At 59.1% G+C, this 26,531-nt stretch carries 24 protein-coding genes; 12 read left to right on the top strand and 12 right to left on the bottom strand.

Translation table 11 applies throughout. From position 1 onward, the window contains the following. Nucleotides 1-192: 192 nt before the first annotated feature. The 5 genes from AGR2A_RS02240 to AGR2A_RS02220 all read left to right on the top strand — a co-directional run bounded on the left by AGR2A_RS02240 (nucleotide 193) and on the right by AGR2A_RS02220 (nucleotide 4,445). Entirely contained in the window at nucleotides 193-891 is a 699-nt protein-coding gene (locus tag AGR2A_RS02240) for a DUF1045 domain-containing protein (RefSeq protein ID WP_185933337.1), read from the top strand. Further along, nucleotides 888-2,024 carry an alpha-D-ribose 1-methylphosphonate 5-triphosphate diphosphatase gene (locus AGR2A_RS02235; RefSeq protein ID WP_006699787.1) on the top strand — a complete coding sequence of 379 codons (1,137 nt, stop codon included), beginning with the start codon at nucleotides 888-890 and terminating at the stop codon, nucleotides 2,022-2,024. Before AGR2A_RS02240 ends, AGR2A_RS02235 begins: the two co-directional genes overlap by 4 nt. Continuing rightward, the gene (phnN, locus tag AGR2A_RS02230; RefSeq protein ID WP_072493814.1) at nucleotides 2,021-2,617 is read left to right on the top strand and encodes a phosphonate metabolism protein/1,5-bisphosphokinase (PRPP-forming) PhnN; all 597 of its coding nucleotides are present in this window, start codon (nucleotides 2,021-2,023) and stop codon (nucleotides 2,615-2,617) included. Before AGR2A_RS02235 ends, phnN begins: the two co-directional genes overlap by 4 nt. 86 nt (nucleotides 2,618-2,703) lie before the next feature. Next, entirely contained in the window at nucleotides 2,704-3,744 is a 1,041-nt protein-coding gene (locus tag AGR2A_RS02225) for an AraC family transcriptional regulator (protein ID WP_072493813.1), read from the top strand. A 455-nt stretch (nucleotides 3,745-4,199) separates the two neighbouring features. Next, the gene (locus tag AGR2A_RS02220) at nucleotides 4,200-4,445 is read left to right on the top strand and encodes a LuxR C-terminal-related transcriptional regulator (protein WP_022555391.1); all 246 of its coding nucleotides are present in this window, start codon (nucleotides 4,200-4,202) and stop codon (nucleotides 4,443-4,445) included. A gap of 220 nt (nucleotides 4,446-4,665) precedes the next feature. On the opposite strand, the gene AGR2A_RS02215 is transcribed toward AGR2A_RS02220, so the two are convergent. The 8 genes from AGR2A_RS02215 to AGR2A_RS02180 form a co-directional block, all read right to left on the bottom strand. Beyond that, nucleotides 4,666-5,655, bottom strand: coding sequence for an Ldh family oxidoreductase (locus AGR2A_RS02215; protein WP_022555390.1), 990 nt, complete (start codon nucleotides 5,653-5,655; stop codon nucleotides 4,666-4,668). Nucleotides 5,656-5,774: 119 nt separating this feature from the next. Continuing rightward, a complete protein-coding gene (locus AGR2A_RS02210) occupies nucleotides 5,775-6,704 on the bottom strand; it encodes a TonB family protein (protein WP_072493812.1) in 930 nt (309 codons plus the stop codon). Continuing rightward, complete coding sequence (exbD, locus tag AGR2A_RS02205; RefSeq protein ID WP_006699793.1) at nucleotides 6,701-7,186, bottom strand: TonB system transport protein ExbD; 486 nt, start codon at nucleotides 7,184-7,186, stop codon at nucleotides 6,701-6,703. The genes AGR2A_RS02210 and exbD overlap by 4 nt, the downstream gene beginning before the upstream one ends. Nucleotides 7,187-7,192: 6 nt before the next feature. Then, nucleotides 7,193-8,350, bottom strand: coding sequence for a tonB-system energizer ExbB (exbB, locus tag AGR2A_RS02200; RefSeq protein ID WP_072493811.1), 1,158 nt, complete (start codon nucleotides 8,348-8,350; stop codon nucleotides 7,193-7,195). Between the two features lie 189 nt (nucleotides 8,351-8,539). Then, the gene (gene hutC, locus AGR2A_RS02195; RefSeq protein ID WP_072493810.1) at nucleotides 8,540-9,277 is read right to left on the bottom strand and encodes a histidine utilization repressor; all 738 of its coding nucleotides are present in this window, start codon (nucleotides 9,275-9,277) and stop codon (nucleotides 8,540-8,542) included. Nucleotides 9,278-9,311: 34 nt separating this feature from the next. Then, nucleotides 9,312-10,097, bottom strand: coding sequence for an ABC transporter ATP-binding protein (locus tag AGR2A_RS02190; protein WP_072493809.1), 786 nt, complete (start codon nucleotides 10,095-10,097; stop codon nucleotides 9,312-9,314). Then, nucleotides 10,097-10,870 (bottom strand): ABC transporter permease, encoded by a 774-nt coding sequence (locus AGR2A_RS02185; protein WP_004439228.1) that lies wholly within the window; start codon nucleotides 10,868-10,870, stop codon nucleotides 10,097-10,099. The genes AGR2A_RS02190 and AGR2A_RS02185 overlap by 1 nt, the downstream gene beginning before the upstream one ends. 134 nt (nucleotides 10,871-11,004) lie before the next feature. Beyond that, nucleotides 11,005-11,946, bottom strand: a complete 942-nt coding sequence (locus tag AGR2A_RS02180) for an ABC transporter substrate-binding protein (RefSeq protein ID WP_072493808.1) — start codon at nucleotides 11,944-11,946, stop codon at nucleotides 11,005-11,007. Between the two features lie 206 nt (nucleotides 11,947-12,152). Here AGR2A_RS02180 and AGR2A_RS02175 point away from each other — a divergent pair, with 206 nt between their 5' ends. After that, nucleotides 12,153-12,863: a YoaK family protein gene (locus tag AGR2A_RS02175; protein ID WP_072493807.1), complete on the top strand. Its 711-nt coding sequence runs from the start codon at nucleotides 12,153-12,155 to the stop codon at nucleotides 12,861-12,863. Nucleotides 12,864-12,875: 12 nt separating this feature from the next. Here the strand turns inward: AGR2A_RS02175 and AGR2A_RS02170 are convergent, their stop codons facing one another. Next, nucleotides 12,876-13,394, bottom strand: a complete 519-nt coding sequence (locus AGR2A_RS02170) for a hypothetical protein (RefSeq protein ID WP_072493806.1) — start codon at nucleotides 13,392-13,394, stop codon at nucleotides 12,876-12,878. A gap of 77 nt (nucleotides 13,395-13,471) precedes the next feature. On the opposite strand from AGR2A_RS02170, the gene AGR2A_RS02165 reads away from it, so the two are divergent. Next, the gene (locus AGR2A_RS02165) at nucleotides 13,472-14,110 is read left to right on the top strand and encodes a trimeric intracellular cation channel family protein (RefSeq protein WP_004439220.1); all 639 of its coding nucleotides are present in this window, start codon (nucleotides 13,472-13,474) and stop codon (nucleotides 14,108-14,110) included. A gap of 75 nt (nucleotides 14,111-14,185) precedes the next feature. Here AGR2A_RS02165 and irrA read toward each other — a convergent pair whose 3' ends face one another. Beyond that, nucleotides 14,186-14,605, bottom strand: a complete 420-nt coding sequence (irrA, locus tag AGR2A_RS02160; RefSeq protein WP_003493135.1) for an iron response transcriptional regulator IrrA — start codon at nucleotides 14,603-14,605, stop codon at nucleotides 14,186-14,188. A gap of 317 nt (nucleotides 14,606-14,922) precedes the next feature. On the opposite strand from irrA, the gene fabA reads away from it, so the two are divergent. The 5 genes from fabA to AGR2A_RS02130 all read left to right on the top strand — a co-directional run bounded on the left by fabA (nucleotide 14,923) and on the right by AGR2A_RS02130 (nucleotide 18,922). Next, a complete protein-coding gene (gene fabA, locus AGR2A_RS02150) occupies nucleotides 14,923-15,438 on the top strand; it encodes a 3-hydroxyacyl-[acyl-carrier-protein] dehydratase FabA (RefSeq protein ID WP_003507274.1) in 516 nt (171 codons plus the stop codon). A 75-nt stretch (nucleotides 15,439-15,513) separates the two neighbouring features. Continuing rightward, complete coding sequence (gene fabB / locus AGR2A_RS02145) at nucleotides 15,514-16,737, top strand: beta-ketoacyl-ACP synthase I (protein ID WP_072493804.1); 1,224 nt, start codon at nucleotides 15,514-15,516, stop codon at nucleotides 16,735-16,737. Nucleotides 16,738-16,743: 6 nt separating this feature from the next. Next, nucleotides 16,744-17,550, top strand: a complete 807-nt coding sequence (gene fabI / locus AGR2A_RS02140; RefSeq protein ID WP_022555382.1) for an enoyl-ACP reductase FabI — start codon at nucleotides 16,744-16,746, stop codon at nucleotides 17,548-17,550. A gap of 185 nt (nucleotides 17,551-17,735) precedes the next feature. Then, entirely contained in the window at nucleotides 17,736-18,332 is a 597-nt protein-coding gene (locus tag AGR2A_RS02135; protein ID WP_072493803.1) for a TadE/TadG family type IV pilus assembly protein, read from the top strand. Further along, complete coding sequence (locus AGR2A_RS02130) at nucleotides 18,329-18,922, top strand: TadE/TadG family type IV pilus assembly protein (RefSeq protein ID WP_037089524.1); 594 nt, start codon at nucleotides 18,329-18,331, stop codon at nucleotides 18,920-18,922. Before AGR2A_RS02135 ends, AGR2A_RS02130 begins: the two co-directional genes overlap by 4 nt. A 36-nt stretch (nucleotides 18,923-18,958) precedes the next feature. Here AGR2A_RS02130 and AGR2A_RS02125 read toward each other — a convergent pair whose 3' ends face one another. After that, nucleotides 18,959-20,728, bottom strand: coding sequence for a diflavin oxidoreductase (locus tag AGR2A_RS02125; RefSeq protein WP_072493802.1), 1,770 nt, complete (start codon nucleotides 20,726-20,728; stop codon nucleotides 18,959-18,961). Next, nucleotides 20,725-26,229: a glutamate synthase-related protein gene (locus AGR2A_RS02120; RefSeq protein ID WP_072493801.1), complete on the bottom strand. Its 5,505-nt coding sequence runs from the start codon at nucleotides 26,227-26,229 to the stop codon at nucleotides 20,725-20,727. The genes AGR2A_RS02125 and AGR2A_RS02120 overlap by 4 nt, the downstream gene beginning before the upstream one ends. Nucleotides 26,230-26,531 lie beyond the last annotated feature (302 nt).

Below are 26,531 nucleotides of genomic sequence, written 5' to 3'. Positions count from 1 at the left end.
TCCGTCCCGCGTCCGTAGGGCTAACTTATCCTCAAGCGCACCCTTAACCTCTATGAGGTTCCGGGTGCGCTTTTTTCCATCTGCATCATCATTCTGTCACGGAAAGAGATTACTTCGCACTCCTGACCTTGCGGGAGGCGGGCGAGTCACGCCAAATAGCTTCTCATCCCTGGTTTTCCATGACACCGAAGAGTGCTTGCCGTGCGCTATGCCATCTATTTTTCTCCGGCTAAAGATCATCCTCTGACCGAAACGGCATCCCGCTGGCTTGGACGAAACGCGTTTTCCGGCAGACTGCATGATGACCATGCCGACTATGCGGAGATGACGGAAGAGCCCCGCCGTTATGGCTTCCACGCAACCCTGAAAGCGCCTTTCGAGCTGTCCGAGAAATACAGCGAAGCAGAGCTGCTGGCGGCCGTCGCGGACTTTGCTGCAAGCCAGCCGGCCTTTGACATTCCGCGTATCGTGGTTGGTGCACTTGGGCCATTCTTCGCCCTGGTGCCGGATCGCATTTACCAGCCGCTGCAAGACTTTGCAGCGGAGATAGTGGATCATTTCGACCGGTTCCGCGCCCCCCTGTCCGAAACAGATATTGCCCGCCGCCGGCCGCAGATGCTGACCGAAAGCCAGCGGGAAAATCTTTCGCTCTGGGGCTATCCGCATGTCATGGATGATTTCCGTTTTCACATGACGCTGACCGGTCGGATCGACGAAAGCGAACAGCCCGCCGTGCATGAGCTTCTCACCGCACGATTTGCCGAATTCACCGACAAACCCCTCACCGTTTCCGGCCTCGCCCTGTTCATTGAAGAAACGCGCGGCGCCCCCTTCACCGTTCACAGCTGGCACCCGCTTGGCCAGCAGCCAAAGGAAGATGCGACACCATGACTGAGCACGCCCTTTCCAACGCCCGTATCGTTCTGGAAGACGATATTATTCTGGGCTCCGTTCTGATCCGCGACGGCAAGATCGCCGATATCAGCGAAGGCGCCTCCAAGACCGGAGAAGATCTTGAAGGCGATTTCCTGATACCCGGCCTGGTGGAACTGCATACCGACCATCTCGAGCAGCATTATTCGCCGCGCCCCGGTGTCATCTGGGACAAGATTGCCGCCATTCAGGCCCATGACGCACAGGTGGCGGCCTCCGGCATCACCACCGTATTCGATTGCCTGCGACTTGGCTCGGATGAAGACGGTGGTTTCAAAAAAGGTGAAATGCGGGAAATGGCTGACGCCATCGAGGCGGCGGCGGATCAGAACCGCCTGCGCTCGGACCACCTGCTGCATCTGCGCTGTGAGGTCGCTTCCGCCGATGTGCTGGAGCATTTTGAAGATTTCGAAACCGATCCGCGCGTGCGGCTGATTTCGCTAATGGATCATTCCCCGGGCCAGCGCCAGTTCCAGTCGATGGACCAGTATATTTTCTATTATCAGAAGAAGCGCGGTCTGAGCGACGAGGCGTTCGCCGAATTCGTGCGGCGCAGGCAGGCGGCATCGGCGGAATATTCCGCCAAGCATCGTGATTATCTGGCTGCCCGCTGCGCCGAGCGTGGAATCACCGTTGCGAGCCACGACGATGCAACAGAAGCGCATGTCGGCGAAGCGATTGGTCACGGTGTGAAGCTGGCGGAATTTCCCACCAGCGTCGAGGCGGCAAAAGCTTCGCACAGCGCCGGCATGAGTGTCTTGATGGGCGCCCCGAACATCGTTCGCGGCAAATCCCATTCCGGCAACATCGCCGCCCGCGATCTGGCCGAAATTGGTGTTCTGGATGTTCTCTCTTCCGACTACGTGCCCTTCAGCCTGCTCTTCGCGCCGTTCCTGCTTGCCGATCAGGTGGAAGCCATCACGCTGCCGGAAGCTCTGCGTATGGTCACCGCCACACCGGCGCGGACCGTTGGTCTTCATGACCGCGGCCGCATAGCCGGCGGTCTGCGGGCCGATCTGGTCCGGGTTCACCGCGAAGATGGCGTTCCCGTGGCACGTTCCGTCTGGCGTCAGGGCAAGCGCGTGGCATGACCGGCGACGGAGAAGACAGCCGGCGCGAGGGATCGCCCGGAACCATGATCGTCATTGTCGGCCCCAGCGGGGCCGGCAAAGATACGCTGATGGATTATGCGGCAATGCAGCTGTCCGGCCGGCCGGGCTTTCACTTCACCCGCCGCGTCATTACCCGCAGTGGCGACGCGGGCGGTGAAAACCACGACGCAGTTTCCATGCAGGAATTCAAACGGCTTGAGAGTGAAGGCGCTTTCGCAGTCTCCTGGCAGGCACATGGGCTGAAATATGGCATTCCGACCGCTGTCTATCGTCAGCTGGACGCCGGGGACGTGGTTATCGCCAACGGCTCCCGGTCGGCCCTGCCTCAGTTCGGTATTGCTTTTTCCCGCCTGAAGGTCGTGAATATCGTGGCGCGACCGGAGGTTCTGGCACGAAGGCTGGAACAGCGAGGACGGGAGAGCCGCGACGATATCCTGCGGCGGCTGGAACGTAGTTCTCTCTGTGTCGACGGCGATTTTGACGTGATCACTGTGGACAACAGCGGCGCGATCGAAGATGCGGGAAGAACAATGATGGAGCTTCTGGAGCAAAGCGTCCGCAACCGTACATAAAATCCCCGGCCGCGCTGCTCGACAAACGGGTGCGCGAGGCTTACCATCAGGCGACAATTTCCAAACATGGTACGCCAAGGCTAGGGATGCCCGAAAAGAGGCTCAGCGACGAAATAACCGTGGTGGCCGGTCTGGCCGCCGGCGTCAGCAATTATGCGCGGGGGCGTGGCATCGATATCGCGCCCATCTGCAAGGCTCTTGAGATCGATCCCGGCAATTTCGGAAGTCTCACAGAGCGCATCAGCCTCGATAGATTATGCCGTCTGCTGGAAACCTGCGCCCTGATATCCGGCGACGACGCTTTCGGATTGCAGTGCGCCTCCACTTTTCCCGCGGGCGCGTCCGGTGCTTTCGGATATGGCCTGATCAGCGCCCCGACGGTGCGGGCGTTTCTGCGCTTTCTTCAGGATCACGTCTATTATGCGACCAATAACAGCAATTTCACCATGGTTGCAAATGCGACCGGGGTGACGCTGTCATGGTCCTTTGCGCCGGTGATTGTCAAGCGTGATCAATATGTCGATCTGTCCCTGGCAATCCTGATACAGCGACTCCGCGACATTCTGGGAGAGCGCATCCATCAGATCGAGATTGGGATGGAGCGGCCGAAACCCGATAATATTCAATTATTTAAAGAAAGAATGACGAAGCGGATCAGCTTTTCCCAACCGATCCATACCATGCGCCTTCCCCTATCTCTCCTTGATGTGGCCAATCCCAACGCCGATGAACGCCTATTCGAATTGATGAATTTGCAGTGCCGGATGCTTCGACCGGAGACATCGGCGGACGCGACGCATTTCATTGATCAGGTGAAGCGATATATGCAGATGAGGCTTTCCGATGCGGAGCTTTCGCTCAGCGAGATTGCCCCTTATTTCAACCTTTCGGAACGCAGTTTTCAGCGTCGCCTTGCCGAACTCGGGACCAATCTCAACGAGATAAAGGATGCCATTCGCAAGAATGCCGGATTCAAGCTTCTGGTGGAAAGTGATCTTCCGGTCTCCGACATCAGTTACCGGCTTGGATATTCGACCCCAGGTGCATTTTCCCGCTCCGTTTCCCGCTGGTTCGGGGCAACACCTACGGATATTCGCCGGAAACACGCGCATCATTCCGCCGGATAATACATGGCTACAGCATCAATATTTCGGAACGAGGCATTAAAGTTGATGAATATGTCGACACTTGTCGCGATGTGTGCCGAAACATAACAATAAAATGAAAAACTTGGCGCGTCATGTTATTTCATCGGTGGAACACATCCACTATTAGAGCGCCGATCTCCTTCGGGCGTAACGAAAACATTCCAAAGCTTTGAAACTGCATTTCACGCCAGACAGATTGTCGTCGCTGGGCGTCGTTGTCGCAGGCCCTTAATGGCTGGAATAGAACGTCCGCATCGGATTTACAGGCTGCGAAAGCGGCCCCTTACCGCAAAACTCCTGAGGCCAGATGAAACCTATTGGCGAAATTGGCGTTTCTGTTCGCGTGTGGACGGAGCGGCCAACGAGCTGGTGTCGGAGAATGAACACTGCCTGCTCCTGCCGGGGAAGGCCAATCTTTTTTGAGGCTGAAAGAAATGTCTTCAAATTCGCCGCATGAATATCGCCAGACGCATGAAGTCGTCCTCTCGGAGCGTGAGCGGCAATATCTGGGGCTGGTCGCGCGGGGCAAACATCCCTCGCACGTCGCCGTGATAGTCGGCGCCGACGAAGCGGACGTCAAGGATACTCTGGAAAAGGTGCGCCACAGGCTGGGTGCGACCAATCTGCTGAATACCGTCAGTATTGCCCTGCTGCGCGGCCTGATCGAACAGGAGGCATAATCGCCACCTGCTCAACTCAAGCTTCCGCGGCAAAGTCCTTTCCGGAAGCTGAAAACCGAATGAGCGGCTTTCTGCGTCAAAATCCTTCCATATGAATGGCTGGATCGGCGGACCAAATGGCGGCTGGACATGATGTCCGGTCCCATCGACGCAGATAAACGCAGCCATTTACGGTTTACCCGGCGGGTCACGGTCGACCCGCCGGGTTTTTAATGTCCGGTCAAAGCGATTGAATTTCGCCAAGAATATCGCTTTCGATCACGATACCGCTTTCCAACGCCTGTTTGCGGATACCTTGGCTGCGGCGACCGGGCAGGCGGACATTTTCCTGTTTTTCTATCTCCTGGGCGATGAGAGCCAGCCTTTCGGTAAAGGCAGAGCCGCCTGATGATACAGGGTCTATTGCGATAATGGTGTGTCCGAGCGAGGGGGGCGCACCCTTGTCGTCCAGAAGGGAGGAGGCCTCGAAGGCGAAGTTTCCGCCGGTAATTGCAGCGGCCATGATTTCCACCATCAGCGCTAGCGCTGCGCCCTTGGCTTCGCCCGCAGGAACCATGGTTCCTTCTATGGCCTCCTCCGGATCGGTGGTCGGTCGGCCATTTCTGTCAAGCGCCCAGTCGCCCGGGATCGTCTCCCCCTTCTGGCGCGCCGCCATGATTTTTCCGCGTGCGACCTTGGAGAGAGCCAGATCGATGACGAGTGGATCGGCGCCGCCAACGGGCGTGGCAAAGGCAATCGGGTTCGTACCATAAAGCGGCTTGCTGCCGCCCCATGGCGCCATGGACGCAGGCGCATTGGCGAACATCAGCGCCACGAGACCCGTTTCGGCAATACGTTCGACGGTCAGCGCCATGACGCCGGCGTGATGGGAACGGTGGATGGCGGCGAGCGCGATCCCCTGCTGGCGCGCCATTTCAGGCAATTCCTCAAGCGCGAGATCGATCGCCGGATAGGCATAACCATGATTGGCGTCGACCGAGAGGACGCCGGGCTTCACCCGTGTGGCCACCGGACGCGCCTTGCCATCGACCTTGCCTACACGGGCCTGACGCACGTAAACGGGTATACGGCGAAAACCATGACCACCCTGCCCGGCGGCCTCGGAGGCGACGAGCGCCTTTGCCACCGAGCGGGCGTTTTGCGGTAGAACGCCGTTGCGCTCAAAGATAGAGGATACGAGATCCTCCGCCTCTGCGATTGAGAACTTCATTCCGGAATGCCTCTGCTTGTGATGTCGTCAAGACCTACACCATCGAAAACATTCGCGAAATATCATTGCGGCCACACCACGGCACAGGTCGGAAAAAATCGGTCCCGCCAGGGGAGCTGCTAGCGGATGCTGATCGGCAGCGTGATCGTCCTGTTTGCTTCCGGCGGCGGGGCGGGCACGGGCGACGCGCTCTGAATCCAGGCGGCGATTTGCTGATCCACGAACGAATCGCCGGTGGACTGAACAACGCTGACACCGCTGATGGCACCGGCATCATTGACGCGGAACCGCACCGTCGCAGTCATCGCATCGCTGCGGAGTGAACGTGGTTTGCGCCGCTGAATATGCGAGCGGACTTTCGATCCCCATTTTGCCGGGGAGGCGGATGACGAAGAAAAGAAGCCGGCATTGCTGCGCGATGCGGCCGTGCGGTCGGATTGCTGGGCTTCCACCTTCGCAGTTTCACGCAGTTCCGAGGCCTGCTGCGGTTTGGGGCGCTGGCGCTCGACCTTCTTTTTCTCTTCAGGCTCTTTCTTTTCCACCTTCTTTTCGACGGGCGGAGGCGGAGGCCGCATGACGGGCAAGGGGACCTCGACATTTTCAAGTTCCGCCATCATCTGCTCCTGAACGGGATCGACAGGCTCAACCGGCTCGGGAATTTCCTGCGGTTCGACGATCTCCTCGACCGGTGGCTCAGGCGGCTGCACCGGCTCAGGCGGCGGCGTTTCGGCAACCGGTTCAAGTGGTGGCGGGGTCTCTTCAGGAGCAGCTTCCTCAACCGGTTCGCTGCTGTCGCTCTTCACTTCCTCGGCGTCCTCGACATCCTGCGCCTGCGTCGTTTCTTCAGTTTGGACGGCTTCCGGTATCGCCGCCATTTCGATCATGATGGCGGCGGGGGGCGGCCCGCCGGCCTCGAGCTCGTCCGGCTCCTGCATCAGATAATAAGCGAACCCGGCATGGACGCTGAGCATCAGCAACGCCGCGGCGGACCACAGCGTCACCTCCCAAAGGCGGGAATGTCGGGCCTGTGGATAGCCGTTTTCACTCATGGCGTCGCTTCCTGCACCGCCGACGGGGCGGGCTGGCCAGCAGCCGGAGGCTGCGATACGGCAGCGGCATTTTCCAGCCCCACAAGGGCGATCTTCAGATAACCGGCATCTCTCAGCAGGTTCATGATTTCCATGAAGTGGCCGTAATCAACCGCCTTGTCTGCACGCAGGAAGATGCGGGTATCCTTCTTGCCACCCGTCTGGCGGTCGATGGCGGCCGCCAAGGCTTCACGGGCCACCGCATCATTGCCCAGATTAAGCGAGAGATCGTCTTTGACCGTAAGATACAGCGGCTCCTCCGGTCGCTCCGCGGGTTTTGCGGTGGATGCGGGAAGATCGACATTCACATCGACGGTGGCGAGTGGCGCGGCCACCATGAAGATGATGAGCAGAACCAGCATCACATCGATGAAGGGCGTGACATTGATCTCATGGTTTTCGGAGAGATCGTCACCGCTGTTTTCGCGAATTCCTCCAGCCATGTCCGATCACCGTCCAACCAGCGATACTGCGGGTTTGCTGGTGCTGCCCGGCGGAATGCGGCGAAAATCGAGGTCGCGGCTGACGAGGCGCTCCACGCCGGCTGCGGCATCCGCCAGCAGATGGCGGTATCCGGTGATCGAGCGCGCGAAGACGTTATAGATCACCACTGCGGGAATGGCGGCAACGAGGCCGATGGCGGTGGCCAGAAGCGCTTCGGCAATGCCGGGCGCGACGACGGCGAGATTGGTGGTCTGCGATTCCGAAATGCTGATGAAGGAGTTCATGATGCCCCAGACGGTGCCGAACAGGCCGACAAAGGGGGCGGTGGAACCGATCGTTGCCAGAACGCCCGTCCCGCGTGACATGCGGCGACCGGCGTGGGTTTCGATACGCGACAGCGCCGAGGAGACACGTTCCTTGATACCGCCGCCATCGGTATGTTCGACCACAGCATCGGAAAGCTGCATTTCATGAGTTGCCATGCGCAGCATGAGCGCCGCAGGTCCGCCCTTCTTCTCGACAGCCTCGGTAGCCTCGTTAAGAGTTTTCGCCTTGCGAATGACCTTCAGCGTTGCGCCGGCCCGAACACGCGCACCTGCAAGTTCAACCGACTTTGCAACCCACACCGTCCAGGTCACCAGCGAGGCGAAGGCCAGACCGATCATGACACCCTTCACGACCCAGTCCGCCGCCATGAACATGCCCCAGGGGGACAGGTTGTGTGGGATATCCGCGCGATGTTCGGCACTTGCCGGGTCGGCGCCGACGGGCTCTACCGGGGTTGAAACCTCGTTGGTCGGCGCGGCACCTTCGGGTGTCAGGGCGGGAGCGACTGAAGATTGTGCGGGCTGTGCAGGCGCGGCTTCATTGTTTTGAGGTTGTGCAGGCGCCACGGCTGCCGGCTGTTCCTGTGCGGGCATGGAAGGCTGGTTCGGCTGAACGACTGGAGCGTCCGGCGCCGCCGGGGTCTGTGGGGACGGCTGTGCCGGCTGGACCGTTTCCGCTTGCGGTGCGGACTGAATCTGGGGTTCGGATGCCGTCTGAGCGAAAACCGCACCGGCACTCAATCCAACCAGTAAGGTAACCGTCGTGGCAAGGGGAATGCGCCGTGTCCTGCTTGCCTTGTTGAGAGACGCGGAAGAAGTGGTGGTCGCAACTGACATGTTTTTTATCCCGGATTTCCGTCGATGAACCCACCCGCAGATTGACCGGTTTGAAACCGGGGTCATAACGGATGCCGTCGTAAAAGCTTGACGTTCCGATAATAAACCTGAGTTCTTTTGACAACTATTATATTGCCAAAAGACGACCCGTAAACTCTTCTTTACAAAAAATTGACCGATCTACCGTCTTCAGCTGCTCTGCGAAGGCGAAAACTGCGCAACGAGCGCGTGTCGGTCACCGGGATAGGTGACCGACACGCGGGTGATGTAATCCGTTCCGTGCCAGGTCCGGCGATCGATGACCAGACAGGCGGCTCCCGATCCGATACCCAGCGCGGCGGCATTTTTGCGGTCGGCCGATACGGCGCTGATGCGATGTTCAGCAGCGCTCCAGGGCACCATCTTCAGCAGCCACGTTCCGGGGCCGATCTGCGAAAAATCGGCAAACTCGGCCTCCGGAACAGCAGTGACATTGATGAGGCGCTCTTCCAGACAAAATGGGACGCCGCCGGCAAAATGCGTGCAGGTGAGTTCCAGCACGGGCGCATCGGCCGCAAGCGCCATAGCCGCTCCATCGTCTTTACCCGCAGGCCGCAGACGCCGCTTGTCGAGGCGATACCTGTAAACCAGCCCGAGTGCCAGCACCTCTCGTTCGATATCGTGGATTTCCAGCACGGCCGATTGCGCGTGGGGCTGACGGACGAAACTACCGAGACGCCGGCGTCTTTCGATAAGACCCCGCTGCACCAGTTCTCCCAAAGCCTTGTTCACCGTCATGCGCGAACAGGCATATTGGCGCGTCATTTCGTGTTCGAATGGGATACGATATCCCGGCGGCCATTCGCCTGACATGATGTGGCGCTCCACATCGTTGCGGATTCGCTCGTGCAGTGACTTTTCCTGAAGATCGGCGCCTGTGCCCCTCATCCCGATGCTTCTATCCTCCCCGTTCCATACCCTGCTATCCGTGAGCGGCGGCGGCGATCGCTTCGCTGCGGATTTCTTCCGTCAGCCTTGCACGCAGTTCGGAAAATTCCGGGCTGGCCTTGACGGTGTAGTGGCGCGGATGCGGCAGGTCGACAGGCGTGATCGATTTGATACGGCCCGGCCTCGCAGACATGGTCACCACGCGCGATGCCATGAAAACCGCCTCCTCAATATCGTGCGTGACGAAAATGACCGTCTTTTGCTCACGCTCCCATATGCCGAGCAACAATTCCTGCATCAGCCCGCGGGTCTGATTGTCGAGAGCGCCGAAAGGCTCGTCGAGCAGCAGGATTTTCGGGCCATTTGCCAGGGCGCGGGCAATGGCCGTTCTCTGCTGCATGCCGCCGGAGAGTTGTTTCGGCCAATGGTTTTCGAAACCACGCAGGCCGACCTTGTCGACATAGCTGTCAACGATCTCCCATTTTTCCTTCTCGGCAACGCCGCGTTCGCGCAGGCCGAAAGCGACGTTTTCACGGATCGTCAGCCAAGGGAACAGCGTGTAGGACTGGAACACCATGCCGCGGTCCGCCCCCGGGCCAGTCACCGCCCTGCCTGACAACAGCACCTCGCCCGTTGTCGGACGGTCAAGCCCGGCGATGATGCGCAGCAGGGTCGATTTTCCGCATCCCGAAGGACCGAGGATGGTAACGAAATCATTGCGCGGAATTTCCAGATTGGTGGGCTGCAGGGCCAGCGTCGGCTGCCCGCCATGTACGCCTGGAAAGGTGCGGCTGACGCCCTTGATAACGAGTTCGCTCATCACGCAAGCCTCCAGGCAAATAGCTTCCGGTTCAGCGATTTGAACGCGAAATCAGAGATAAGGCCGATAACACCTATGACGATGATGCCAAAGATGATCTGGCCGGTCGCCATCAGCGCCTGGCTATTGATGATCATGTAGCCGATACCGGAGGAGGCGCCTATCAGTTCCGCGACGATGACATAGGTCCAGGCCCAGCCGAGGACGAGACGGAGGATTTCGGCAATGTCAGGTGCGTTGGCGGGAATTAGGACTCGACGCACCACGCCCCGATCCCTCGCGCCCAGCGTATAGGCGGCCTCCACCAGATCCCGCCGCGTGCCGGCGACGGCCACAGCCACCATCAGGATGATCTGGAAGACGGCGCCGATGAAGATCACCAGCAGCTTCTGCATCTCGCCGATGCCGGCCCAGAGAATGAGCAGCGGCACAAAGGCGGAAGCCGGAAGGTAACGCGCGAAGGAGACAAAAGGCTCAAGCAGCGCCTCGATGGGCTTATAAGCCCCCATGGCGATACCGAGAGGGACGGCGACTATGGAGGCCAGCACGAAACCGCCCACGACACGCCAGATCGTCATGCCGATATCGCTGGCAAAACCCTGATCCGTCAGCAGATAGATACCATCCTTCAGCATGGTAACGGGGTCGGCCAGAAAGGTCGGCGACACGAAACCGCCCAGCGTGGCAAAGCCCCAGGCAGAGAAAAAAAGCACGAAGAACAGGATGCCGAGCGCTATCCTCGTGCTGTTCTTTATGGGTTGAAGTGGTTGCATTCTGTCGCCTGTCCCGAACCGGCGCGGCACTTCGCCACGCCATCAACATGTTCCCGCACTCAAGACGCGGGAACACTGTCGCGCTTCTTACTGGCTGCAATATCCGGAGAGGGAAATGCAGCTGGCTGTTTCCGTCACTTGATGAAGGACGTGTCCGCGAGGGTCGAAAGATCGGGCTTCGACTTGATCACGCCGATTTCGAGCAGCAGGTCAGCCGATTTTTCGGAAAAAGTCTTGAACTCGCCCTCGAAGAATTTCTGGTTGGCGGCCTTGTCCTGCCATTCGAGGAATTTTGCCGAAGCGGCAAAGGCCTCGCCGGACTGTTTCACATCCGCGCCCATCGTCGCATAGGATTTTTCGGGATCGGCCTTGATAAGATCAAGTGCCTGGAAATAGCTGTCCGCCAGAGCCTTGGCTGCCTGCGGATTGGCCTTCAGGAAGTCTGGCGTGCAGCCAAACGTGTCCATAACCGCGGGATAATCCAGTGTCGTGGCAAGAATCTTACCCTTGTCGGGAGCGGCGCGCACGGTAGAGAGATAGGGTTCATAGGTCATGGCTGCATCGTTCTGTCCGGCGACGAAAGCCTGCGCGGCCGGCCCCGGCTCAAGGTTGACGACCTTCACATCCTTCAGTGTCAGGCCGTTTTCCTTGAGGATCCAGGCGAGGAAGAAATAAGGAGAGGTGCCCGGTGCGGACGCGGCCACCGTCTTGCCCTTGAGGTCCGCGACCTTTGCGACATCGCTGCGCACCGCGATGCCATCGGCACCGTGCGATTTGTCCATCTGGAAAATCTGGGTGGATTTCACGCCATTGGCGTTCCAGGCGATCCAGGTTTCCACCGTGGTGGCGGCGCACTGGATGTCGCCGGAAGCGAGAGCGAGATGGCGGCTGGCCTGCGGGATTTTCTTGATCTCGACCTTCAGGCCGTTCTTTTCGAAAATGCCGGCCTGTTTTGCAAGCGTCAGTGGTGCAAAACCCGTCCAGCCCGACATGCCTATCGTCACGGACGTTTCGGCATAGGCGGAAGCGGATGAGAAAAGTGCCGCCAGAGCGGCGAAAACCCAGGTTTTTTTCATGATCGGAACCCCTTTTTGATTTATTTTTGTGCGACATTGTTTTTCGCTTTATTTGAGGCATCGTAGGCAGGCATTTTGTATTTGTCTAGACAAAACAGAAAGCGCACGCACATCCCTGGAATGATTGCAAATGCACGGCCAGCCATTCTAGACATAGAGAACGCGGCCGGCGAGCAGGCCCAACGATTTCCCGTATCGAGCTCTCCATGACCAGACAGAGACGTCGTAATATCATCAAGGCCAGAAGGACCGGCACGGGTATAGCGCTGGTTGCCGCCATTTCCTTCATCGCGGGCATGACGGATGCGGTTGGACTGCATATTTCCGGCGACTTCGTATCCTTCATGACCGGCAATACCACGCGCGCCGCGGTTTCAGCGGAAGCCGGCATCTATTCCCACGCCGTGAAACTCCTTGTCGCGATCATTGCCTTTGTGGCGGGCAACGCAGGCGGGATCGTGGTGGCGCACAAGTTCGAGCGGCGTATATTTGCAGTCCTCATGTCGGTCGGATCGCTTGTGGCCATTGCGGCACTGCTTCGTGGCGAGAGCTCGGGCCTCGTGCAATTTTACCTCGTGGTCTTCGCCATGGGCATGGTCAACGCGGCCGTCGAGCATATCGAGGGACTGCCGATCGGCCTAACCTATGTGACGGGTGCCCTTTCCCGTTTCGGCCGAGGCATCGGCCGCTTTCTTCTCGGTGACCGGAGCTTTGATTGGGGCATCCAGATCGTGCCGTGGCTGGGCATGCTGAGCGGTGCGATATGCGGTGCCGTTCTCGGGGCCAAGATGCAGTCGGATGCTCTCTGGGTCGTGGCGGTCGCTGTCTTCGTTGTCGCCATCGCCACACTCATCATTCCGCGCTCACTCCGACAGCGCTATAATCAGAGGGTGAAAATCCGGCGGATTACGCCGTAGCAACCGTTGCGCTCACTTTCGCGAGATCGTGACGAATTTTGTCCCGCGCACCCGCACTGTCATCAGGCAGGGCTCCTTATCAGTACGCTCGCAATAACGCGGATGCATCTTCAGCACGAAGACCATGTTGCCGAACCGCTTGATGAAGTCATAACCGTAGATGCGGGCCGTCGCGATCATCAGGTAGCCGCCCTCCTTCACCTGCACGTAAAAATTATAGGGGCATCCCTCGTCATCACAAGCGCGGCCTTTTTCGCCGTCGCAATCCAGAACCCCGTGATTGACGACGGCATCCATCAACCCGTCATTGTTGATATCCAGCCGTGTGACGAAATCGTCGCCGAATGCTGCCACCTTGCACTCGTTGCGGAAATGATCCTTCTCGTAAATCTCCGGATCGCTCACCAGCTGCTGCTGCGCCGAGAGCGCCACCGGGAAAATCAAGAGAACCAGCGCCTGAAGAGCGGCAACGAGAGCGATTCGCACGGCATTTTCCTTTGCATCCGTTTGGGTTATGGATGTTGCGATCATCCGGGCGGCCAGCCTAGAGTTTAGTGCTTGCGCGACACTGACGTGTTCGCCGCCCGTGTTCCGGGGGGAACCTTTTCATGACACTTCTGGGTTTTCTCGACTATGCCGGCGTGGCCGTCTTTGCCGCAACCGGTGCGCTTGCCGCTTCGCGCAAGCAGCTCGACCTGATCGGCTTCCTGTTTTTTGCGGCGGCCACCGGTATCGGCGGTGGCACGGTGCGTGATCTCGTGCTCGGCAGAACGCCGGTGTTCTGGGTCATCAACCCCACCTATATTCTCGTCTGCGTCTCGGTGGCGGTGCTGCTGTTCTTCACGGCACATCTGTTCGAATCCCGTTACCGGGTATTGATCTGGCTCGATGCGCTCGGCCTTTCTGCCTATTGCGTCATGGGAGCGGCCAAGGGCCTTGCAGCAAGCGGTTCGGCCACTGTCGCCATTGTCACCGGCGTTCTGACGGCAACATTTGGTGGGGTTTTGCGCGATATTCTCGCCGGTGAGCCCTCCGTGCTCTTGCGGCCGGAAATCTACATCACCTGCGCGCTTCTGGGCTCTTCCACCTTCATTGTCGTCTATTTCTTCGGCGCGCCGCTTTATGCCGCTTCGGCAGCGGGCGTGCTGATGGCCTTTGGGATCCGGTCCGGCGCGCTGATCTTCGGCTGGACTTTCCCGCCCTACAAAGGCAAGCCCGGCAGACGTCCGGAAGATGTCATGAAGTGACCCATGGAACGACGCTGAAAACAGAAATGGCGCCCGCGGGCGCCATTTGCACATCGATTGTCGAACCGGAGAACTTCAGCCGCGCTTGCGGCGGAGGCGGATCACCACATCCACATGGGCGATTTCCATGCCCTCAGGCGCTTCCGGCAGGTTGCCGATCTGGAGATTGTTGACAGGTATATCGAGAACCTCGTTCTCGCCTTCCACGAAGAAGTGATGGTGATCCGACACGTTGGTGTCAAAATAGGTACGGGCACCTTCCACGGCGAGAACCCGGATGAGACCGGCCTCGGTGAACTGATGCAGCGTGTTGTAGACCGTGGCGAGAGAAACGGGCACGCCAGCTGTCACAGCCTCATCATGCAGTTCCTCGACGGTGAGGTGGCGGTCACCTTTTGCGAAGAGAAGATCGCCCAAAGCCACGCGCTGGCGCGTGGGCCTCAGCCCAGAGCGCCGCAGCCTCGTTCCGATATCCAATGTGGCGTCAAATGCCATGCAATCCCATTCCAAACTGAGGTATGCCACCCGTCAATTGCAATAGCATATATCTTTTGCAGGGAATGCTTTCAATAGTTTCAGCGCCGCCGAGTGTCGCAAATGGCCGCAAACCGGCCATTCCTGCAAATTTCCTCTGGTTCCGACCGGATGGTTCCTGTATGCGGACGGCATATTGAGGTAATGACTTCTGCAAAGAAGGTTCGAAGACAAAGAATGGGGGGCGGAACCGCCTCTGCCCTTGCAGCGCTTCATTTTGAACCTAACTTGCTCTAGTGAAGTCGATCAACACCAGTAATTGGGGAAGTGAAAGCGGTATGGCAACGAGGCAATCAAGTTACAATTACGAGGAGATTCTGTCCTGCGGTCGCGGCGAATTGTTCGGCCCGGGAAATGCACAGCTCCCATTGCCCCCCATGCTCATGGTTCACCGCATCACCGAAATTTCAGAAACCGGTGGCGCGTTCGACAAGGGTTTCATCCGTGCCGAATATGATGTCAGCCCCGATGACTGGTATTTTCCCTGCCATTTCCAGGGCAACCCGATCATGCCGGGGTGCCTCGGCCTTGACGGCATGTGGCAGCTGACCGGCTTCTTCCTCGGCTGGCTGGGCGAAGAAGGCCGCGGCATGGCGCTTTCCACCGGCGAAGTGAAGTTCAAGGGCATGGTGCGCCCTCACACCAAGCTCCTTCAATATGGTATTGATTTCAAGCGCGTGATGCGTGGCCGTCTGGTGCTTGGAACCGCTGACGGCTGGCTGAAGGCGGACGGCGAAACCATTTATCAGGCGACAGACCTGCGGGTCGGCCTGTCCAAGGAAAAGGCTGCCTGAGGCAGACGGAATAGTTCAGACAAACGCCGGGCGGCTTCGGTTGTCCAGCCGAAATCTTAAGAAAAGGTCCCTTTCATGAGACGAGTTGTTGTCACCGGCCTCGGTATTGTTTCTTCCATCGGCGGTGATGCCGCTGAAGTCACCGCGTCGCTGCGCAATGCCAAATCCGGCATTTCTTTTTCGCCGGATTTTGCCGAACACGGTTTCAAGTGCCAGGTCTGGGGCAAGCCTTCTCTCGACCCCACCGATCTGGTCGACCGCCGCGCCATGCGCTTCCTGTCGCAGGGCGGCGCGTGGAACCATGTTGCCATGAAGCAGGCAATCGCCGATTCCGGTCTGGAAGAGAGCGATATCAGCGGCAATGAGCGCACCGGCATCATCATGGGCTCGGGCGGTCCTTCCACCCGCACCATCGTCGAAGCTGCCGATATTACGCTGAAGAACAACAGCCCGAAGCGCATCGGTCCGTTTGCCGTGCCGAAGGCGATGTCCTCCACCGCTTCGGCCACGCTCGCGACCTGGTTCAAGATCCACGGCGTCAACTACTCCATCTCTTCGGCCTGCTCCACCTCGGCGCACTGCATCGGCAACGCCGCCGAGATGATCCAGTGGGGCAAGCAGGACGTGATGTTCGCTGGCGGCCACGAGGACCTCGACTGGTCGATGTCGAACCTTTTCGACGCCATGGGCGCCATGTCGTCCAAATTCAACGAGACCCCGGACGTCGCCTCGCGCGCCTATGACGTCAACCGCGACGGCTTCGTCATCGCCGGCGGCGCCGGCGTTCTGGTTCTCGAAGAGCTGGAGCATGCGAAGGCGCGCGGCGCAAAAATCTATGCCGAAATCGTCGGTTATGGCGCGACCTCTGACGGTTACGACATGGTTGCCCCCTCAGGCGAAGGCGCAATCCGCTGCATGCGGCAGGCTCTTTCCACCGTCAAGGGCGACATTGACTACATCAATACCCACGGCACCTCGACGCCGGTTGGCGACAGCAAGGAAATCGGCGCGATCCGCGAAGTCTTCGGCGACAAGATCCCGCACATCCAGTCGACAAAATCTCTTACTGGCCATTCGCTTGGCGCAGCCGGTGTACAGGAATCGATCTACGGCCTCTTGATGATGCAGGAACGTTTCATCGGCGAGAGCGCGCATATTTCCGAACTCGATCCGGAATTTGCGGGCGTTCCGATCGTTCGCAGCCGCATCTACAATGCCAAGATCGACACCATCCTCTCCAATTCCTTCGGCTTCGGCGGTACCAACGCCACGCTCGTCTTCCAGCGTCATAACGGATAATTGCCCATGAACGGCATCATGCAGGGTAAACGCGGCCTCATCATGGGCGTCGCTAACAATCACTCCATCGCCTGGGGTATCTCCAAGGCACTTGCGGCACAGGGCGCGGAACTGGCCTTCACCTATCAGGGTGAAGCGCTCGGTAAGCGTGTCAAACCGCTCGCTGCGGAACTTGGCTCCGACTTCATCGTGCCTTGCGATGTCGAAGATATCGCTTCTGTGGACGCGCTGTTTCAGACGATTCGCGAAAAATGGGGCGCGCTGGATTTTGTCGTGCATGCCATCGGCTTCTCCGACAAGAACGAGCTGAAGGGCCTTTACGCGGATACGACGCGCGAGAATTTCAGCCGCACCATGGTCATTTCCTGTTTCTCCTTCACGGAAATCGCCAAGCGCGCCGCCGAGCTGATGACGAATGGCGGCTCCATGCTGACACTGACTTATAACGGTTCGCAGCGCGTCATTCCGAACTATAACGTCATGGGCGTTGCCAAGGCGGCGCTCGAGGCTTCCGTGCGTTATCTCGCTGCAGATTTCGGCCCGCGGGACATTCGCGTCAACGCCATCTCGGCCGGTCCCGTCCGCACGCTTGCGGGTGCCGGCATCTCCGACGCGCGCGCCATTTACGCATGGAACCAGAAGAACGCGCCGCTGAGACGGACGGCGGATATCGACGATATCGGCGGGTCTGCGCTCTACCTTCTGTCCAACCTCTCGCGCGGCGTGACTGGCGAGTGCCATTACGTAGACTGCGGCTATAATATCACCTCGACACCCACGCTCGAGGTTCTGTCGAAAGCGGACGCGGAATAATCACGTCCCTGGTTTATTAAAGCCCGGCCCCGTGCCGGGCTTTTTTCATTTGGCGTCTGTGTCATTTTCATAAATCACTAAAGTATAAATCACCGAGGTAACTGATTTTAAACATCGGTTGATTATCGTCCGCAACAATTCAACGGTTGCGCTTGCCGCATATGCTTAGAGATCGACACTGCCTCATGCGACTGGCCAAACTGAAGCCATTGCTGGAAAAATTCGGAGTTTCGCGCGACGGGACCGCAGCCATCGAATTCGCGATCCTCGCCATCCCTTATTTCCTGGTTGTTTTCGCCATTATCGAAACCTTCATAGCCATGATCGCGGAGCAGGTGGTCGTCAATGCCACCGAAAACATGGCCCGGCGGCTGAGGACGGGGCAGATCAGCAGTTCGATTTCGAAAGAAGATTTCCGAAAAAACTTCTGCAACGAAGTCTCGGTGATAATCACCTGCTCTGCGGATGAGATCAAAACGGAGCAGAAGCTCTATATCGATCTTCGCTCCTTCACCACTTTCAAGGATATCCCCACCGCCATACCTTTGAAGGCCTTCGGAGAATATTACGATCTTGATACGGCGCAATTCGGCTTCAAGCCGGGTGGGCCGGAAACGATCAACATGCTGCGTGTCTATTATCGCTGGCGCGTGACCGCCGATATCATTCGCCCCTATCTTACAAAAATTCGCCCGGCCGATGGATCGATGCCTTCTCACTTCCTGATCGTCGCGACCGACGCTTTCATGAACGAAAAATACACGACAAGCGGGGGCTCCTGATGGCAGGTCTGATTGCCGCCGTGACGCAAGGCAGGCTGCGTTTCATCGCGCTTGCTTCACGCTTCGCAAGAGATCGCCGCGGTGTTGGCGCGGTGGAATTCGCGATCATTTTCCCGATATTGCTCGCACTTTATGTGACGTCCTTCGAACTCACCATCGGCTACAATACCTACAAGCGGGCAAGCAGCGCCGCCGCGACGATCAACGACCTGATTTCGAAAACGGGTTCTGTCGACAAGACCTATCTTGCAGGCATGGGGGATGTAGCATCCGCAGTCTTCGCGCCCTATAGCACGAAGGGTCTCCGACTGAAGATCAGCGGTATCAAGATCGATGCCCAGAAACAGGCGAAAATCACCTGGTCCTGGGATGAGAAGAACCAACGGCCCTATGCGGTCGGCTCTGCGGTGGTGGTGCCGACCCGCCTGCTGATTGCTGACAGCTTCCTCATCCATGTCGAACTTTCTGTCCCGCATGAACTGTTGATGTTCATGACCGACATCTCCTCCTCGGGCGTCAAGTCGATCACCATCGGCCGCGATTATTTCTTCAAGCAGCGCGATGCGGAGACAGTCTGCAGCAATTGCTGAATGCACCGTTGCATCCGGATCCCCTCGCACTGACGGCTAGTAGACATCGCGAAGATAGCGCTTCTCGCGCTTCAGCTGGCTGACATATTCGCTTGCTGCTTCCGCCGACAGGCCGGCCTCGTCAATGATGATCCGGAGCAGGGCATCGTCTACGTCCTTCGCCATGCGGGTCGCGTCACCGCAGACGTAAAAATAGCCCCCCTCTTCGAGCCACTGATAAAGCGCCTTGCCATTCTGCCGCATGCGCGTCTGCACGTAGATCTTTTCCGCCTGATCGCGCGAAAAGGCGAGATCGAGACGCGTCAGCACGCCCGCACGGCTCATTTCACCCAGCTCACTCTCGTAAATGAAGTCCGACTGCCGGTGCTGGTCACCAAAAAACAGCCAGTTCCTGCCGGTGGCGCCCCGCGCCAGCCGTTCCTGCAGGAAGGCCCGGAACGGCGCTATTCCCGTGCCCGGACCCACCATGATAACCGGCGCATCGTCGTTCTGCGGCACACGGAACGCCTTGTTGGGCGAAACGAAAACCCCGGCAGTCGCCCCTGCCTCCACCCGATCTGCCAGATAGGTGGAGCACACGCCGCCGCGCTCGCGGTCGTGAGCGCGATAACGCACGCTGGCGATCGTCAGATGCACGCTGTTTCCCGCGGCAAGGGGGCTGGAGGAGATGGAGTAAGCCCGATGCTGCAGCGGTTTCAGGAAAGTCACGAATTCAGCAAGATCGAAAAGACGCCTGTCGCCAAGATTGAGCAGGTCGAGAATATCCTTGCTCCAGAGAAAGGCGGCCAGCTGCTCCCTATCGCCGTTCGCAAGAACATGCGCCAGTTCGTCATGACCCGCGCGCTTGCCGATTTCGGCGACCAGTTCGCGCGAGGGCGTCGAGATTTCGAACATGCGGAGAAATGCGTCTCCCACCGAACGATCCAGCCCGGCCACTTCGCTATCGGCTTCCGCCCCGAAATGGTCGAGCAACGCACCAGCCAGTTTTGGGCAGTTGACGGGAACGACACCAAGGGCATCACCCGCCTCATAGCTGAGGCCGCTTTCCCCGAGATCGAATTCGTAATGTCTGATTTCCTTCGATGAAGCCGGACCGGAAAGACGGTGATTGACGCTTAGCCGCGCCAGATAGGGATTCTTCCGGTTCCATTCCTGTGTCACCCGCCTGGGGAGTTGGGCCGGACGAGGCATGACGACAGTCGCCGCCTGGCCGCCATCGAGCGCAAGTGCAATGGGCAGGGTCTCATCGATCCAGGCGGCGGCAGCGTCCTCGAAGTCTATATCGCAATCAATCCGCGTTTTCATACGTTTGCCGCCGAGTTGCTCAAAGCGCGTATCGATGAGTTTGCCGGCCTGGCAAAATCCGTCATACCCCGTATCACCCAGCGCCAGCACGGCGAAATTCATCGCCTCCAGTCGTGGCGCACCATCAGCGGCAAGCGCTTCCCAGAATAGCTGCGCATTATCGGGCATTTCACCCTCGCCATAGGTCGAGGTCACGACAATGACCCGTTTCATCGAACCGAGGCGCTCCATGGACACGTCGTCAAGCGCCATCACCTCCGGCTGCATGCCCTGCGTGCGGGCGGCGGCGGCGATATCCATCGCCAGCGCCTCGGCATTGCCGGTCTGTGTGCCGAAGAGGATGTTCAGCACGCTCGCCGCCGTTTCGGGAGCGGCAGCGGCGAGAGATGCCTCCAGGCCAATGGCCGCGCGGGAGTGGAGCCCGGCTAAAAAACCCGCAAGCCAGGCGCGCTGGTCGCCGTTAAAGGGCGCGTCTTCGGGAATGTAGGGTATCTTCATCATGCTGCCCTGTTCTGGCTGGATGCGGCGGTTAGGTCAGGAATGGCGCGGGCCGCGAAAAGCTCTTCGAAGCCCGGCAGACGACCGATCTTCTCGATGTTTTTGCGGCTCTGCTGAATGATCCAGCCATAGGTGCCTGGACTGTCCACCGACCAGATGTTGCGGCGCGCCAGTGCCTGCTTGTAGTCATCAAGTCGCTTGGCGGCGATCATCACCGCAAGCTGTCCGTCGCTATGGTCGGAAAGAGCCTCGCGCGCATATTTCAGCAGACGCTGCATCAGAGCATAATCTTCCGTAAGAATGAGATTGCGCACCGCTTTTTCGATGGCGGCGTCGGAAGGACCCGATGCCATCGGCAATCGCTGCAAGGCGATGGCCTGCGCCATGCTCAACACAGTGTAATTGTTGATCAGTGCGTACATGTCTTCCGTATCCGTTTCGCCATAGGCCGGCACGGTGCCGTTCAATACGGACTTGCGATCTCGATAGGCCAGCTTGAACTTCCGCAGCTGATGGGCAGCAAGTGCGGAAGCCAGTTCCTCCAGCAATTCCTTGCGCGGTTTGGCCTTGAGAATTTCGTCACTGTCCTGATAAAGCAGCAGCGCGCGTGGCATGCCGTAAACGAAATTGTGCTGTTCGCTCTCCCAGTTTTCCAGCAGCCATGCGGCCTTCGCTGAGCCAGTCTCCACCGCGTGCCAGTTCAGAAGCTGGTGAACGGCGTGACGATGGATCGCCGCCTGCTCGTCCTCGCCCGTGATGGAGCCAAGCAGGATCGAATCGTGGCTGACTTTCTTCGGCAGGTCGCCATAGGGGTCGTATTGATAGACGAAACCGCCACTCATGCCGTTGCCGAAGCCCTTGCCAAAACTGCCGAGGTTAAGCACCGCACCGTTGGTCATGTATTCGCAGGCAAAATCCCCCACGCCCTCCACAACGGCGGTCGCGCCGGAGTTGCGCACCGCAAAACGGTCGCCTGCCTGCCCTTCCACAAAGGTGCGGCCGCCGGTTGCGCCGAACAGTGCGAAATTACCGACCAGCACATTCCCGCCCGCCTCCTGCGAACCGCCGCCGGGAGAACGCACGACGATGGTGCCACCGCAGGCGCTTTTGCCGACGCCGTCATTGCAGGTACCGGTATGGACCATGACCATGCCGTCGTTGCAGAAAGCGCCAAAGGACTGTCCAGCCGAACCTGACGTATCGATGCGCACGGAACCCGCTTCCAGAAATCGACGGCCACGGCTGTCCCGCCTGACGGCCGGCAGCGCATCCGCCTCTTCGTCGGAAAGCTCATGGTTCAGCATACGTTCGATATCGACGGCGAGCTGGCCGCCGACGCTCTTGTTGCAATTGTTAAGGAACCGGTTGCCGCCAAGCTCGATGCTCTCGCGCCCACCGTCGACCAGTGCCGAGCGCACGAGTTCGATGAAGGCATCGTCCAGCGCGAAGTCCTTTTCCATATAGACCGGGCTATCGATCTTCACTTCCTCGACCACGGTTAGCATTGTCCGGAGGTCAAGCTGGCCAACGCTTGCGGGATGATCGAGTAGGTGAAGAAGATCTGAGCGGCCCCGCGCTTCCCGCAGCGAACGCAGCCCGAGTGCGGCCAGGATCTCGCGCGTTTCATGGGCGATGTTCATGAGATATTGCGCCAGCGCCCGCGGGTCGCCGTTAAACGCCTCCTGATTGGTGGTGAGACCGGCCGGGCATTTGATGTTGCAGTTCTTCGCCATGACGCATTTCAGCATCATTAGCGCCGTGGTGCCGAATTCGAAACTATCCCCGCCGAGAAGAGCCGATTTCACGACATCGCTCGCCGTCTGGTGCGCGCCGGAGCAGCGCAACAGCACCTTGGCGCGCAGGCCGGTGGCGCAGAGCGCCTGATGCACCTCGGCAACGCCGATTTCCGCGGCACGACCAGTATATTTGAGGCTGGTGACGGCCGCCGCCCCCGTGCCCCCGGTATTGCCGGCGACGTTGATGACATCCGCTCCCGCCTTGGCGACACCGACCGCGATTGTGCCGATGCCTTCTGACGAGACCAGCTTGACAATGACCCGCACACGGGCTGCCTTGGCATCGTGGATGAGTTGCGCCAGATCCTCGATGGAATAGGTATCATGATGCGGCGGCGGCGAGACAAGCTCGACGCCCGGCGTACCGCCACGCGCGGCGGCGATTTCCACCGTGACCTTTGGAGACGGCAATTGCCCGCCTTCGCCAGGCTTTGCGCCCTGGCCGATCTTGATCTCGATCTCCTCCAGCATCGGATCGGCAAGATAACCGGCCCAGACACCGAAGCGGCCCGATGCGAACTGCTTGATGCGCGAGGCGCGAATGGTGCCGTATCGCGAGATATGCTCGCCGCCCTCACCGGAATTTGACATGCCGCCGACCATGTTGGTGCCATGCGCCACAGCCTCATGGGCGGCCGCGACAAGCGCGCCATGGCTCATTGCACCAGAGGCGAGGGTCATGGTGATCTCGCTGGCTTTTTGCACGGCATCGAGCGAAATGCTCGCCGGCGCGGTGCGAACAAGCGAGAGGTAATCGGAAGCCTCGCCCCTCGCCTGAACCAGAAGAGCGCCCCCTTCAAGCCAATGTCCGACTATGTCCTCGCCGAAGCGATCGATCAGCGATTGGCCAAGTGCTGCGAGCCTGGCAAGCTCATGGCCGTGCGGGCCGGTCAATCGCAGCCGGAAGGCGCCTTCCTCTGCGCCTTCGCCGAGCAAGCCCCGTACCATGAAGCTGTTATTGCCCTTGCGGGAAAACCGACCCATTTCACGGCGAAACTCTTCCGCCGAACCGGCGAACGTCACATCCGCTGGCAATTCCAGGACATCGCGCAGGGCGGCGGGGCGACGCGCTCTTTCTTCCGCCATCATACGGGCAAATGCGCGGTAGCCGGTCGTTACCTCGAAGGCATCGATCGCCTCCGGGGTCAACCGGTCAAAACTGGTGTGATAATAGGCCGCGTCGTCGAGACCGAAGGCATCTTCCAAGCGGTTGAGCGGCAGGAGACGTAACGCCTCTTCGTTTTCGGTCCCCTTGTCGAAACCGATCTTTTCCTCCGTCATATCCACGAAACCGCGCACGGCCGTCGTGCCATAGGAATGGCCGGCCCCTTCGGCACGCTCCTTGAAAAGACCGAGCAGCGGAATGTCGCTTTCTCCCTTTACAGACAGCGCCTTGCGGTGCCAGTCCGCCACGGCCTGGGCGATGACGGCGAAGCTCACGCCGCCGACCGGCGTTTTCACATTGGGGAAATAACGCTTCAGCACGTCATCTTCCGTATCGAGGAAGTTCGGCTCGAAGAACTCGCCCCCGATATAGCTTTCCGCCGTACACAGGCCCACCTTGCCCATGGTCTTCATCAGCGACTTTTCCGCCGCCTTGGCGAAGCGCTTGAAGGCCTTGTCGGCTTCGCTGCCGAATTTCTCCTCGGCGCGGAACTGCACGGCGAGCGGATAGACCGCCGAAGCGCCAAAGCCGAGACCGGCTGCAATGTGATGGGAGGAGGAGAATTGTCCACTTTCGACGATCAGGGACACACGCAGCCTGAGGCCTTCCTCGATCAGCCGCTGATTGATGGCGGAAACGACCATGATCATCGGCAAAGCGGCACGACGTGCGGAAACATGCCGGTCAGTGATCACGGCAATGCCACCTTCGCCAGCGGCAAAAGCGGCGACCGCGGCGCACAGTCCGTCTATCGCCTCTCTCAATGCCGCTTCATTGGCCTCCCCTGTATCGAAGACGGGCGCATAGAGCATTTCGAAACGGCACACCGGCGTCTCGGTTTGCTCGCGGATGCGCAGCATGTCCAGGTGGCTAAGGATTGGCGAGCGCACGACGATCTGGCGGGCCTTCTTAGCGCCGCTGTTCGGCTTCGCACCCAGGGCCACCCGTAGCGTCATGCCATCAGCTTCGCGAATACTGTCTAGCGGCGGATTGGTGACCTGCGCGAAACGCTGCGAAAAATACTTGGCGACCCCACCTTCCTGATCGGAAAGCGCGTTGATGGCATTGCCGTATCCCATCGCCGAAATTTTTTCGGAACCGGAAGCCAGCATCGGGTCCATCAGGAATTTGAAACTTTCCTGATTGTGCGAATAGGCGACGTAACGCTGGTGACGTTCGAGATCACCATTATAACGCAGCGGTGAGCCCTGCTTTTCCGCTGGCACTTCCGGCAGATCCTCCAGCATGACACGGGCTTCGCGCAGCAGGGATGAATAGTCGCGGCGCGCGGCGAGAAGCTCCAGCGCCTCGACGGTGGAAAAGGCGCGGCGCGCGGCGTGGTCGTAATAAAGCATGCCGCCCGCCTCGATGCGGCCGCGCCGGATAACGCTCTCCGCCGGAAAGGCGATCTGCCCGGCCTCCGACATGACGCAGAGATATTCGTCCGTCTCGACGGTGCGCAGCGGGCGCAGGCCAAGCCGATCGAGGCGCGCGCCAACGATAGTGCCTTCGCCGAAGATCAGCGCGGCCGGACCGTCATTTTTCTCCTCATAGAGAGAGAAATATTCCAGCATCGCCCTCACGTCCGGCGACAGGGTGTCGTCGTTTTCCCAGGCTGGCGGCATCATCGAGACCACAGCGGTAACGAGGTCAAGACCGTCCTCCATAACCCGCGCCTGCAAGGTCTGGTCCAGACGGCAGCTATCGGACTGGCCTTTCGGCCTGACGATGCTGGCATTCTTCGCCAGGGCGACTGCCGCTTCCGACAGGCGGTTCTTCTTGTCGGTGTTGAGTTCGCCATTATGCGCCATCAGGCGGAAAGGCTGCGCCATGGATGGGTGCGGATCGGTATTGGTGGAGAACCGCGTGTGGAAATACATCGTATGCACTTCATGGCGCGGATCCGTCAGGTCGCAGAAATAGGGCATCACCTCATGGGAGTTCAGGCGGCCCTTCAGGACCTGCGTGCGGGCGCTGAGCGAGAGCGGATAAAAGCCGGCGAGATCAGGCACGGTATAAGCAAGCGCCTCAATGGCAATCAGTGCCTTGTGGATACGCCAGTCGAATTCCGCCAGAGTTGCGCATTCGGCCGGAGCAGAGAAAACCCATTGGCGGATCGGCAACTGGTAAGGGATGGCGGCAGCACGGATGGCCGCGTCATTTACCGGTACATCACGGACGGTGAGGACCGAAAATCCCTGCTCCTGCAGCGCGCTGCCGATAATGCCAACCGCCTCATCATGGAACGCGGAGTTCTGCGGCAGGAAAAAATTGCCGACGCCGAACTGGCCGGTCTGCAAACCGTGTTCGCCAGTCAGTTTCCGAAAGAAGGAGAGCGACAAATCCAGCGACACCCCGGCACCATCGCCGACACCTTCTGCCGACATGCCACCGCGATGCGGGACGGCGCAGAGCGCCTCGTGGCCGCGCTTCAACACATCGTGAGTTTGCACGCCGTCCTTGCGGGTGATGAAACCAACGCCACAGCTGCTTTTTTCAAAAGCGGCATCGTAAAGGCCGAATTTTTGCTCCGTCACGCTCAAGGCTCTCTCCTCTCATTGCGCAATTCGCGCGGCATCGCCTTTTTCCCGAATCCGGCGCGTCAGCCGGCGCTCTGCGGGCGGAGCCGCAGGCGACCTGGCTGCTCCTCTTCTTCTGCTTATCGGCGTTTGATGGCGAGAACGGTCGTTTTGCGGCCGTCAAACGGCTGGGCAGCAATCGCCGCATTTTCGCAAATAATGATCGTGTTCGTTCGCATCGCGTTCCCTGATGGTCGATTTTCAAGCGCAAAAATACGCCGAATTACGTCAGTATTGCTTACGTAATATTTCATGATTAGGAAAGT

Source organism: Agrobacterium genomosp. 2 str. CFBP 5494 (genome assembly GCF_900013495.1).
Lineage (GTDB): Bacteria > Pseudomonadota > Alphaproteobacteria > Rhizobiales > Rhizobiaceae > Agrobacterium > Agrobacterium pusense.
Note: the sequence above shows the minus strand (reverse complement) of the source record. Positions and strands in the feature narration are given on the sequence as shown.